Source organism: Thermococcus sp. AM4, from assembly GCF_000151205.2.
Lineage (GTDB): Archaea > Methanobacteriota_B > Thermococci > Thermococcales > Thermococcaceae > Thermococcus.
Genome location: NC_016051.1, coordinates 1362136 through 1374264 on the forward strand (window position 1 = coordinate 1362136; position 12129 = coordinate 1374264).

At 55.5% G+C, this 12129-nt stretch carries 11 protein-coding genes; 5 read left to right on the plus strand and 6 right to left on the minus strand.

Annotated features, from left to right (window positions below; genetic code table 11):
* Nucleotides 1-88 precede the first annotated feature (88 nt).
* On the plus strand, nt 89-2701 hold the full coding sequence (locus TAM4_RS07455; protein ID WP_014122628.1) for a replication factor C small subunit: 2613 nt from the start codon (nt 89-91) through the stop codon (nt 2699-2701).
* A gap of 5 nt (nt 2702-2706) precedes the next feature.
* A complete protein-coding gene (locus tag TAM4_RS07460) occupies nt 2707-4203 on the plus strand; it encodes a replication factor C large subunit (protein WP_014122629.1) in 1497 nt (498 codons plus the stop codon).
* A gap of 9 nt (nt 4204-4212) precedes the next feature.
* On the opposite strand, the gene TAM4_RS07465 is transcribed toward TAM4_RS07460, so the two are convergent.
* From TAM4_RS07465 to moaA, 4 genes are read right to left on the minus strand one after another with little or no spacing between them, the layout of a single operon-like run.
* Entirely contained in the window at nt 4213-4548 is a 336-nt protein-coding gene (locus tag TAM4_RS07465; RefSeq protein ID WP_014122630.1) for a DUF86 domain-containing protein, read from the minus strand.
* Nucleotides 4535-4843: a nucleotidyltransferase family protein gene (locus TAM4_RS07470; protein ID WP_048150306.1), complete on the minus strand. Its 309-nt coding sequence runs from the start codon at nt 4841-4843 to the stop codon at nt 4535-4537. Before TAM4_RS07470 ends, TAM4_RS07465 begins: the two co-directional genes overlap by 14 nt.
* Nucleotides 4844-4877: 34 nt before the next feature.
* Nucleotides 4878-5888 carry a class I SAM-dependent methyltransferase family protein gene (locus TAM4_RS07475; protein ID WP_014122632.1) on the minus strand — a complete coding sequence of 337 codons (1011 nt, stop codon included), beginning with the start codon at nt 5886-5888 and terminating at the stop codon, nt 4878-4880.
* Nucleotides 5889-5926: 38 nt separating this feature from the next.
* Nucleotides 5927-6853 carry a GTP 3',8-cyclase MoaA gene (moaA, locus tag TAM4_RS07480; protein WP_014122633.1) on the minus strand — a complete coding sequence of 309 codons (927 nt, stop codon included), beginning with the start codon at nt 6851-6853 and terminating at the stop codon, nt 5927-5929.
* Nucleotides 6854-6972: 119 nt separating this feature from the next.
* Here moaA and TAM4_RS07485 point away from each other — a divergent pair, with 119 nt between their 5' ends.
* From TAM4_RS07485 to TAM4_RS07495, 3 genes are all read left to right on the plus strand, one after another.
* Nucleotides 6973-7728: a hypothetical protein gene (locus tag TAM4_RS07485; protein ID WP_014122634.1), complete on the plus strand. Its 756-nt coding sequence runs from the start codon at nt 6973-6975 to the stop codon at nt 7726-7728.
* Complete coding sequence (locus TAM4_RS07490; RefSeq protein WP_014122635.1) at nt 7694-9109, plus strand: ribonuclease E/G; 1416 nt, start codon at nt 7694-7696, stop codon at nt 9107-9109. Before TAM4_RS07485 ends, TAM4_RS07490 begins: the two co-directional genes overlap by 35 nt.
* Nucleotides 9110-9416: 307 nt before the next feature.
* The gene (locus TAM4_RS07495; protein WP_014122636.1) at nt 9417-10826 is read left to right on the plus strand and encodes an ATP-binding protein; all 1410 of its coding nucleotides are present in this window, start codon (nt 9417-9419) and stop codon (nt 10824-10826) included.
* On the opposite strand, the gene radB is transcribed toward TAM4_RS07495, so the two are convergent.
* Together radB and TAM4_RS07505 are read right to left on the minus strand one after the other, a co-directional pair.
* Nucleotides 10792-11457: a DNA repair and recombination protein RadB gene (gene radB / locus TAM4_RS07500; RefSeq protein WP_014122637.1), complete on the minus strand. Its 666-nt coding sequence runs from the start codon at nt 11455-11457 to the stop codon at nt 10792-10794. The genes TAM4_RS07495 and radB overlap by 35 nt on opposite strands.
* Nucleotides 11458-11466: 9 nt before the next feature.
* On the minus strand, nt 11467-12102 hold the full coding sequence (locus tag TAM4_RS07505; protein ID WP_014122638.1) for an MBL fold metallo-hydrolase: 636 nt from the start codon (nt 12100-12102) through the stop codon (nt 11467-11469).
* Between the last annotated feature and the right edge of the window lie 27 nt (nt 12103-12129).

The following is a 12129-nucleotide window of genomic DNA, read 5'->3' on the forward strand; positions in this document are numbered from 1 at the left end:
AAGAAAAAGAATATTAAAAATATTGCGTTGCAAACAGAACACAAAAAGATTAAGAGGATCTGAGTTAAAAACCCAGCAGGTGGAACGCATGGGGGAGGAAATTAGAGAGGTTAAGGTTCTCGAGAAGCCCTGGGTTGAAAAGTACCGCCCTCAGAGGCTCGATGACATCGTTGGTCAGGAGCACATAGTCAAGAGGCTCAAACACTACGCTAAAACCGGTTCGATGCCCCACCTGCTCTTCGCTGGACCGCCCGGCGTTGGAAAGTGCCTTACGGGAGACGCCAAGGTCGTAATCAACGGTGAGCTGACCACCATAGGTGAACTCGTCGAGAGGCTGAGCAACGGTAGATTTGGTCCAACCCCCGTCAAGGGCCTAACGGTTCTCGGCGTTGACGAGGACGGAAAACTCAGGGAGTTGCCAGTCGAGTACGTTTACAAGGACAGAACCGATGAGCTTGTCAGGATAAAAACAAGACTCGGCAGGGAGCTCAAGGTAACCTCGTACCACCCGCTCCTCGTGAACAGGAAGGACGGGAGAATAGAGTGGGTCAAGGCCGAGGAGCTCAGGCCCGGGGACAGGTTGGCAGTTCCGCGCTTCCTCCCGGCGATTCTCGATGAGGACCCCCTGGCTGAGTGGCTCGGCTACTTCATCGGTGATGGCCATGCTGACGCCCAAACAAACGCCATAACCTTCACTAACACGGACGAGAAGCTCAGAAAGCGCTTCATGGAGCTCACCGAAAGGCTCTTCCCGGACGCGAGAATTAAGGAGAGAATCCATAAGGACCGTGCCCCTGACGTTTACGTGAACTCAAAGATGACAAAGGAACTCGTTGAGAGCCTCGGCCTCGCCGGCAGGAAGGCGGATAGGGTTTACATACCCGGGCAGGGCTGGAAGGGCCTGCGCTCCTTCCTCAGGGCCTACTTCGACTGCGACGCGGGCGTTGAGAAGAACGGGATAGTTCTCTCGACCGCAAGCAGGGAGATGGCGGAGCAGGTCTCTTACGCGTTGGCGGGGCTTGGAGTGGTCGCCAAAGTGAGGAGCAAGGCCGTCAAAGGATGCACCTACTACTACGTCGTCATCTCGGGCTCCGAGAACATATCGCGCTTCCTCAGGGAGGCCGGCTTCTCGGTCGAGGAGAAGAGGAGGAAGGCTGAGGCGTTGGTGAAGAAGCCGAACCCCAACATCGGCTCGCTCTACGCTGACAGGGAACTGATTTCCTACGTCAGGGACAGGCTCAAGCTGAACTTCTACGATGACAAGGCCCGGTGGAGCCCGGAGAAGGCCAAGAGGATAGCCTGGGAGCTGATGAAGGAAATCTACTACCGCCTTGACGAGCTCGAAAAGCTTGAAAAGGCCCTGTCGAGGAGCATCCTCGTAGACTGGAACGAGGTCGCGAGGAGAAGAAAGGAGATAGCTGAGAAGACCGGTATAAGGCATGACAGACTTCTTGAATACATTAAGGGCAAGCGGAAGCCGAGCCTGAGGAACTACCTTAAGATTGCTGGTGCCCTTGGAATTCAGCTGGAAGAAACGATAGAAGCCATGCGCACCTTTGCGAGGAAGTACTCAAGCTATGCCGAGATTGGAAGGCTCGTCGGAACTTGGAACTCAAGCGTGAGGATTGTCCTTGAGAGCAACACCGAGAAGATAGAGGCCCTTGAGGAGATTAGAAAGGCCGAGCTGAAGCTTTTAAGGGAGATACTCAACGACGAAAAGCTCAAAAGGGGTGTCGCTTACCTGATATTCCTCGCCCAGAACGAGCTCCTCTGGGATGAGATAGTTGAGGTCGAGAAGCTTAAGGGTGACTTCGTAATCTATGACCTCCATGTGCCCGGTTACCACAACTTCATAGGCGGCAACCTTCCGACGGTTCTCCACAACACAACGGCCGCTCTAGCCCTTGCTAGGGAGTTATTCGGCGAAAACTGGCGCCACAACTTCCTAGAGCTCAACGCGAGCGATGAGAGAGGCATAAACGTGATTAGGGAGAAGGTCAAGGAGTTCGCCCGCACCAAACCCGTCGCGGGAGCGAGCTTCAAGATAATCTTCCTCGACGAGGCCGACGCCCTGACCCAGGACGCCCAGCAGGCCTTGAGGAGAACGATGGAGATGTTCTCCAACAACGTTCGCTTTATCCTCAGCTGTAACTACTCCTCAAAGATAATCGAACCTATACAATCAAGATGTGCCATCTTCCGCTTCAGGCCCCTCAACGACGAGGACATAGCGAAGCGCATAAAATACATCGCCGAGCAGGAGGGGCTTGAGCTCACCGAAGAAGGCTTACAGGCGATTCTCTACGTAGCGGAAGGCGATTTGAGGAGGGCAATCAACGTCCTCCAGGCTGCTGCCGCTCTGGACAAGAAGATAACCGATGAGAACGTCTTCCTAGTTGCCAGCAGGGCCCGCCCCGAGGACGTTCGCGAGATGATGACCTTAGCGTTGGAGGGCAACTTCCTGAAGGCGAGGGAGAAGCTGAGGGAGGTCCTCCTCAAGCAGGGCCTCAGCGGTGAGGACGTGCTGATTCAGATGCACAAGGAGGTCTTCAACCTGCCGATTCCCGAAGACAAGAAGGTCGCTCTGGCGGACAAGATAGGCGAGTACAATTTCAGGCTCGTTGAAGGGGCCAACGAGATGATACAGCTCGAGGCGTTGCTCGCTCAGTTCACGATTATGGGCGACAAGAAGGGCAAGTGATTGCTATGACCGTGCCGTGGGTTGAGAAATACCGGCCGAGGAAGCTGAGCGAGATAGTGAACCAAGAGAAGGCCATAGAGCAGGTTAGGGCCTGGATAGAGGCCTGGCTCCACGGCAACCCTCCGAAGAAGAAGGCGCTAATCCTCGCCGGGCCTCCGGGCGTCGGAAAGACGACCACCGTCTACGCTTTGGCGAACGAGTACGGCTTCGAGGTCATCGAGCTGAACGCGAGCGACGAGAGAACCTACGAGAAGATAGAGCGCTACGTTCAGGCCGCTTATACGATGGACATTTTGGGAAAGAGGCGGAAGCTAATCTTCCTCGACGAGGCGGACAACATAGAGCCGAGCGGTGCCCGCGAGATAGCGAAGCTCATCGATAGGGCCAAGAACCCGATAATCATGAGCGCCAACCACTACTGGGAGGTTCCCAGGGAGATTCGCAACAGGGCCCTCATCGTTCAGTACAAGCGGTTAACGCAGAGGGACATCATAAAGGCCCTCGTGAGGATTCTCAAGCGTGAAGGAAAGACCGTTCCGAAGGAGATACTCTACGAGATAGCCAGGCGCGCGAACGGCGATTTGAGAGCGGCGATAAACGACCTCCAGACTGTGGTTACGGGTGGCGTCGAGGACGCGAGGGAGGTTCTTGCTTACCGTGACGTCGAGAAGAGCGTCTTCCAGGCTTTAGCTCAGGTGTTCGCGACCGACAACGCCAAGAAGGCCAAGCTGGCGACGCTCGGCGTGGACATGTTCCCGGACGAGCTCCTCCTCTGGATTGACGAGAACGTGCCCTACGTCTACTACAGGCCCGAGGACATAGCGAGGGCATACGAGGCCCTCAGCAGGGCCGACATATACCTCGGCAGGGCAAAGAGGACGGGCAACTACTCGCTCTGGAAGTACGCCACCGACATGATGACGGCTGGAGTTGCCGTTGCCGGCGTCAAGAAGAAGGGCTTCGTGAGGATTTACCCGCCGAAGACCATCAAGCTCCTCACCGAGAGCAAGACCGAGAGAACGCTAAGGGACTCGATAGTCAAGAAGGTCATGAAGGAGATGCACATGGCCAGGCTTGAGGCCCTGGAGACCCTCCACTACCTCCGCGTTATCTTCGAGAGCAACCCAGATTTAGCGGCACACTTCACGGTCTTTCTCGACCTGAGCGAGAAGGAGGTGGAATTCCTCGCCGGGGATTCGGAGAAGGCCAAGACGATATGGGGCAAGGCCATGAACATCGAAAAGAAGCTCAAGGAGCGGGGCAGGCTGGAGACGAGCGTCCGCGAGGGCCTCAGGAAGGCGAAGGAAAAGGAAGAGGCTGAGGAAACCGAAGAATTTGAAGAAACTGAAGAGCCTGAAGAAAAGCCCGAGGAGGAAGAGGAGCTCACAGAGGAGGAGCTTGATGCTGCGGAGAGGGAGATAGAGCCCGTGGGGAAGAAGGAGAAGAAGCCCGAAAAGAAGAAGGGCAAGCAGGCGACGCTGTTTGATTTCCTGAAGAAGTGATGTTTGCTTTCAAATCTCCTCAGCGAGTTTTTCTATTCTCTTTTTAAGTTCCGGGAGCTTGTTTTGAATAAGGTCCCAGATTAGCTCGATGTCAATCCCGAAGTACTGGTGGATTAGTATGTTCCTCAGTCCGATTATCTTGCGCCACCCTATTTCGGGATGTTTCTCTCGGATTTCTGAAGGGATTGCCCGGCACGCCTCTCCGATTATCTCGAGGTTTCTTACAACGGCATCTACGGCCATTTTGTTTATTCTGAACTCTTCAAGCGTCATTCCCTCGGTGTACTCCTCGATTTTCTCTGTAGCTTCTAAGATGTCCCCAATGTAGAGTCTATAGTCCCTCAACGCTCACCGCCTCGCGCCATACGTACTTCTTCACTCCCGGCTTCAGAGCCTCGACTGTTATCAGGTCAACCTCCACCCCGAGCAGGTCCTCGAGAAGGAACTTCAGCTCCATGTAGTTGTCAAAGGTCTTCTTACCATCCTCAAACTCCACGAGGATGTCGAGGTCGCTGTCATCTCTCGCCTCGCCCCTTACATAAGAACCGAAGAGCCAGAGCCTCTTGACGCCTAACCGCCTCAGCTCGCTGGAGTGGGACTGCAGAATTTTCATAATATCTTCCAGTTCTCCTCCCGTCATCACTTGGAATAACGCAGAGGAAGTTAATAAGGGTTCACCTCAGCTCGATATCTGCACACACCTTAAACACGTGGGGCTTGAAGTCGCTCACCTTCTTCACCCTCACGGAGCACTCCCTTCCGAGCTTTTGGCATTCCTCAAGTATTCTCCGCCTGAAGGCTTCAATCTCGTTTTCGTGAACGAAGTCGTAGTAGTGAAGCCAGCGCTCGGCCTTTGAGAGCGTTAAAGCCAACGCGTCAATGCCCCTCGGCGTCGGACTAATGACCCGGTCGTAGCTCGGAAGCTCGGACAGGACCTTGAAGGCGTCGCCGTGAATGAACTCTATCTCTCCCTTCAGCCTCTTCCTGTTGCGCTCTACGTTCTCCAGCCCGAGTTCGTAGGCTTCTCTGTTCAGCTCGACGGCCGTTATCCTGACCTTTCTGTACCTCGCTATCACGAGAGCGTAGGGCAGAACGCCGGCGAAGGGAATCAGAATTCTCTCGCCGTCTTTCACCAGCTGGGCCAGCCGATAGCGTTCGCCCTTCATCCTCGGGTTGAAGAAGACTTTGCTCAAATCAACCTTAATCTCGACGCCGTTCTCCCTGTGGACCGTTTCAAGTCTCTTCTCGCCCCAGATTATCGAGTAGTCCCTAATCCTGAATGTTCCCTCGTGGAAGCCCTTCCTCGCTATCACCCTGAGGAACGGGTGGACCTTCCGCAGGCCCCAGACTATGTCGTCAACGCGGTGCTCCAGCTCGGGCGGAATCTGAATAACGGCGATGTCGCCTATAACGTCGTAGCGTCTCAAATACTTCAGCTCCTCCTCGCTCAGCCTCTCTGCCAAAACGCTCTCGAGGTTCTTGTATATCTGCCTCTCGGGCCGAAACGGAAGCTCAACGGGCAAGACCTCGTAGCCGAGGGTGTAAATTCTCCCGTCCTCGACCACTGGCAGGAGAACGAAGTCACCCTCCCTCTTCGGCCGTCTCTTCCCGTCGTAGAGGCCGAGCTTCTTCAGTCTTCTCTTCACCGGCTCCGCTTCCCGCCTTGGAACCCTAAGCGCAGGCAAGCTCTCACCGGAGAGAGTTGGAGCGGGAGTTTAAAAACTCACTTCCAGTAGGGCTCGCGCATCAAGACCGCCTTCCTGAAGATATCCACGAGCTCCTCGTCGCTCGCGCCATCTCTCATCGCGCTCAGGAAGTCTATCAAATCGTCGTTCCTCAGCAGGCAGGTCTTGAACTTCCCGTCGGAGGTGACCCTCAGCCTCGTGCAGTTGGCGCAGAAGACCGTGTTGTGCATCGCCCTAACGACCTCGACCTCGGCTATCCCGTAGTCCGTCGGAATGAAGTACTTCCTCCTCCTGTGCATCCTCCTCTCGCGGATTTCTACTGCCCTCTTTTCGAGCTCCCTCTCCACCGGCCTGAGCGGGTAGAAGTACTTCCTGAAGAACGCCGTCTCGGTCATCTCCCTCGGCGCTTCGAGCTCTATGAGCTGGAGTATCGCGCCTGTCTTCGCCGAGAAGTCTATCATGTCCCAGATTTCACCATCGTTGAGGCCCTTCATTACCGTCATGTTGAGCTTGACCGGAGAGAGATACTTTACTGCCTCCTCGATGCCTTCAAGAACTGTTTCGAAAATGTCAACGCCCGTGATTCTTTTGTAAACATCTGGCTTGAGGCTGTGGAGCGAGACGTTCACCCTGTCCAGACCGGCCTTCGCGAGCGGTTCGGCGAGCTCCTTTAGGCGACTCCCGTTGGTCGTCATGCTCAGGTCTTTAACGTAGGGCTTAATTCTCCGGACGATTTCGATGATATCCTCCCGAACGGTGGGCTCACCGCCCGTGAGCTTGACCTTCCTTATTCCGAGGCGAGAGGCTATTCTAACGAGCCTTTCTATCTCCTCCGGCATCATCTCGTTTTTAGCTAAAAACCTCTGGCCCTCGCGGTGGCAGAAGAAACAGCGGAAGTTGCACTCCTGCGTGAGCGAAATCCTGAGGTTCGTCACTGGTCTTCCGAAGCGGTCGTAGAGGGTCATGGCAACACCGGGACGATTAGTCTTTCGGCTTAAAAAAACCTTTTGGTTAAACTGAAGCGCTTAACAAGAGAAAAGGTAAAGTAGTTGCAGGAACAAAGATGAGAACCCGGGGTGAAAGCATGAGGACCGAGAGGGTTCGGGAAATCCTCGCAAAGATTGAGGGCCTTCACAGAGAATTTGAATCCAAGTTCCCCCTTCTCTACGAGGAAGAGAGCTTTGAAGGGCTTTACCGCACCGTTAAATCCCTCTACTCCCTGTCCGTGGAGAAGATGGATCTGATCGGAGAGCTGTACCGGGAGATGGCACCTGTAAGCGGTGAGGTAGAGGCGATCCTGAGGGAGGTTCAGAAGAGCGAGCACCAGATGAAGTTCCGCCTGGAGGAGCTCCTCGGCCTGCTCTCAAGGCCCGACCAGTACTCGGAGAGAACGAGGCTCAAGGCCTCACTCGACAGGCTCGTGCACTTCCACAGGATATACGACTACACCGTTAGGAAGGCGCTCCAGGCGATCGGGAAGGAGGTCGAGAGCATAGAGTTCCTCGAAAGGGTTGGCGGAAGCGAAAATCAGAAAAAGGCCCCCACTGGTATAGTTGAGAGGCTGAAGAAAATTGACGAGATCGAGAAAGCCCTTGAGACGTCTTTGGTCTTCATGAGGAGGCTTTACCTCCACCCGGGAGACGTGTACAGGGTCGAGGAGGCTCTAATCAGATGGCACAGCATGGGGCTGCTGTGGGTTGAGGCGAGAAACGTGGAGAAGCTCAGCGGCGTCAGGAACGCCGGCGAGATCCTTGAGGGGCTCACGCTCATTGGAGTAGTGGAAAGGAAGGAACGGGGGGGTGAAAGTGTCTACAGACACAGGAGTTTCAGTTCGGGTTAGGGGGATATACAGCACGGCCCTGACAAAGCTCTTCCTCGACAGGGGGTTTAGGATCAGCCAGCCCAGCCAGAAGATAGCCGAAAGGCTCGGAATCGAGAAGACCTACGACGAGTTCGACGTGGACGTCTACGACAAGAGGGATCACCACGGGGTAATACTCGTCGGTACAGAGGTTGAGAAGGTTAAGGAGGTTTTTGAGGAAGAGTTTATAGACGTCCTTTTCCGAAAGCTCCCCTATCAGCTCTACGGCATCTACAAGGGGCTCGTCATAAAGAAGGACGAACGCTACGTCTACGTTGACATAGGCAACGCGATAGGCACGATCCCGGTGGAAGAAGGGAGGAACCTCAACGAGGGGGACGAGGTCCTCGTCCAGGTCAAGAAGCACAACCTCCTTCCCCACCTGAGCACGACGCTGACGATTCCCGGCGATTACGCGGTGCTCATACCCAAACCGGTCGGCGTTCAGAGACACGTCAAGATATCGCGGAAGATACGGGACAGCTCGGAGAGGGAGAGGCTCAGGATCCTCGGCCTTAGCATAGACATGGGGGAGTGGGGAATCCTCTGGAGAACGGCCGCAGCCTACAAGGACTGGAACACGTTAAGGGACGAGATCATAAGGCTCTCCAAGATCGCCGACAGGCTCAGGGAGGCGGAGAGGAGATCCGCCCCGGAGCAGATCGTCGAGGGGAGGAACATATACGAGGTCGAGTTCGGTGGAGGGGCCAAGAGAAAGCTCGACGAGATAAGGAACAAGGTAGTCCCCACGATAGAGGGACACCACATGCTCAAGGCCTACGATGTTGAGTTCAGCTTCGCCGTTGAGATCGCCGAGGGCATTCTCGCGAAGGTGCCGGGTCAGAGGATCAAGGTCAATCAGGGCTTCTGGGAGGCTTTGCTCGACTCCAAGGGGCCGAAAAAGGGATGGCTTTTCTTCCTTGAACACAACAAGCCGGACGGTCAGAGGTACAAACTCGGACCGGGGGAGATAGTCGAGGTAACCTTCAACCCGCTCAGGATAACCCTGAGGAGGAACCTCAAGCCCGGCAAGTTCTACGACGGCCTCGACCTGCCCATAGAGTTCGGCGACTACGCGATAACCGAGATCGAGGCCGGCAAGTGGTGGTTCGTTCACCGCTACTACGACAGAAACGGCAACCTGAAGGGCGAGTACTACAACATCAACACGCCGGTTGAGATCTACCCCGACAGGGCCCGCTACATAGACCTGGAGATAGACATCGTGAAGTGGCCGGACGGAGCGAAGGAGATAATCGACAAGGACAAGCTCAGGGAGCACTACGAGGACGGGATAATAAGCGAGAAGCTATACCGGGCGGTTTTGAGGATCACGCAGGAGGTCTACGAGAGAATTTGAAGGCGTTCCCTCCTCTCCGTTTTCTTTACTCTCACCTCTTTTACTATCTCGCCACCCTGACCGAGATGTATGGTCTCTTTGATTTCCTCAGGGGATAAAGCCCTACTTCCAGGGGGGAGTGGTAGGTTGAGCCCTTTTCTCCGGCGCCTTCTTTCGGTTTCCGGGGAGTTCAGATGCGGGTGTTTGAAGGTAGCTCTCAAAAACCTTTGGTAACGTTCATAGCTGGAAGTGCCGGGCCTGTTAGTCTTGGCTTTATTTCCCGCAACCCTTAAATATTACTCATTCGGTAATATACTCGGTGGGTAATATGTTCTACGACAGGGAGCGCGAGCTTGAGAAGTTCAAGGAGGTTTACTCCTTTCCCGGCTCAAGCTTTCTCGTGATTTACGGCAGGAGGAGAGTCGGGAAGACCGCCTTGGTCAAGGAGTTTCTGAGTGATAAGCTCGGCCTCTACTTCTTCGTGGGCGAGAAGGACGAGGCTTTGCTCCTCGAAGAGTACTCGCGCGAGATTGAGGAAAAGATTTCTCGCTACCTCCCTTCCTACTTGAAGCCAAAGTTCGGCTCCCTGGAGGAGCTGGTTGGGTTCCTGCTCGACTTCTCGCGGGAGAGGAAGCTTGTTGTGGTCTTTGACGAGTTCCAGAACTTCAGGACGGTTAAACCTTCCTTCTTCTCCTCCCTCCAGAGGCTCTGGGACGAGAAAAAGGAAACCTCGAACTTAATGCTCATCGCAGTTGGCTCGTACGTCGGCATGATTAAGCGCATCTTCATGGATAGAAAGGAGCCCCTCTTCGGCAGGGTGGACGAGTTGGTTAAGCTGAGGCCCTTTGACTTCTGGACCTCCTTCGACTTCGTGCGCTCGCAAGTTAGCGTTCCGCCGAGGGATTTCGTTGAGCTTTATTCTGCCTTGGGCGGAATGCCCCGGTATCTCCTCTACGTCCCGCGCTACTACAAGGGAGGCTCTCTTGGGGCCCTTTGGGGGCTTTTCTTCGACGAGTTCGCCCCGCTGAGGGAAGAAGGTTTGAACGTCCTTAAGCTGGAGTTCGGCAGGTTCTACCGCGCTCACTTCTCAATCCTCGAAGCGGTCAGCCTCGGCTACGTTACGCCCAAGGAGATAAGCGACAAAACGGGTATGAAGCTCCTCACCGTCGGCAAGTACCTCAGCGAGCTGACCAACCACTTCGAGTACCTGAAGAGGGAAGTTCCCGTCACCGAGAACCCGCTGAAGACGAGGAAAGTCATCTATCGCATAAGCGACGAGTTCTTCAACTTCTGGTTCCGCTTCGTTTACCACAACTACACCGCCCTTGAAGAGGACCCCGAAAGGGTCTTTGAGCGCTTTAGGGCCGAGTTCCCCGCTTTCGTTGGCAAAACCTACAAGAGAATAGCAGTGGATTTCGTGAGAGGGCTCGACTTAGGCTTTGAGCCGGAGCGCGTTGGCAGGTGGTGGTACAGGGGAGAAGAAATAGACGTGGTCGCCTACGACCGGAAAAACGTCCTCCTCTTCGAGGTGAAGTGGAAGGACCTGAGCCTGAGGGACGCGAGGAAGGTTTTGAAGTCCCTTGAGAGGAAGGCGGAACTCCTCCCCCTCAAAGGGGATTACCAGTTCGGGGTCATAGCGAGGGAGCTTGAGGGTAAGGAGGAACTGGGGGAAGAGGGCTTCCTTGCCTTTGACCTTAACGACGTCATTCGCCCACGTCCTCTATCCCCTTCTCCGTGATCCTGAAGTAGACCATACCCCCCTCCGGCCTGAACCTGTGCCTCTCGAGGATGGCCACCCTTTTTCCAGGGGTTGGAAGCCTGTCGAGGCGGAGTATGTCCTTACAGCGATAGCCGAGGGTTTGTTCCGCCACTGGCCTCGTCCTCTCGGCTCGCGCATCGAAGTGCACCTGGTTGATCACCAGGACGGGGATTCGGTTCTTCCTCGCTATCCACAGGAGAACCTGGAGCTGCTTGCCGAGCTCTGGGGTAAGGGAGCGCCAGTCTTCCTCGGCCCGGTAGTGGGCGGTTATCGAATCAACGACAACCAGGCCGAACTCCGGCGTTACGAGCTTCTTAAGCGAGCCTATGACTCGTCTCTGCTCCCTGATATCGCCGGGGGTGAAGAGGAGGAAGCGCGAAAGGGCCTCTTCGGGGTCAAGTCCCCTGCTCTCGGCCATCTGGGACAGCCTCTCCGGGGAGAAGCCGCCCTCCGTATCAACGTACGCAACCATCTTCCCGCTTAAAAGGCCGGCCTGGACGGCGAGGGTCGTCTTCCCCGTGGCGTAGGGTCCGTAAATCTGGGTGAGCACGCCCTCGCCGAATCCTCCCCCCAACAGTTCGTCGAGCGATTTTACCCCCGTGCTCAGCATGCCCTTCCCTCATAGGCTGAACTCTTCCCCGGGTTTGAGAACCTTGACGAAGGCGAATATCCTGTTCTTCCTGAGCTCGTTTATGAGCTTCTCGGGGTCGCCGTTCCCGTAGGTGCCGTAGTGCATCGGAATGACGATCCTCGGCCTCACGTCCTCTATTATCTGCGCCGCCTCGCGCTCGTTCGCCGTTGAGCGGCCGCTTATTGGCACGAGAAGGACGTCCACCTTACCGCGAAGCCTCTGCAGTGCAGGGAAGGCGTAGGTGTCCCCGGTGTGGAAGAGCCGCTTGTCCCCCTCGATGAGATAGCCGAGCGGGTACTGGCTTGAGGGGTGCTCCATGAAGAAGGCCGTGACCTTCACTCCCTCACCGAGCTCCACGGTTTCGCCTTCAGAGATCTCTCGAACCCGCGTAACCCCGTCGGCGATCGCCATCAGGTAAACGGGTTTTGGGCCGATCACAGTTGCCCCTCTGAGGCGCGATAGGAGCTCGACCTTCCCGTAGTGGTCCGTGTGCTCGTGCGTTATCAGAATGTAGTCCACATCGCCGATGAGATCATCGTCCACGTCCGGGTACGGGTCTATCAGTATCTTGACCCCCCTCGTCTCGATCCAAAAGCAGGAGTGACCGTACCATATGATTCTCATCACGTCTCACCGGTAAGTGAGTTAGAG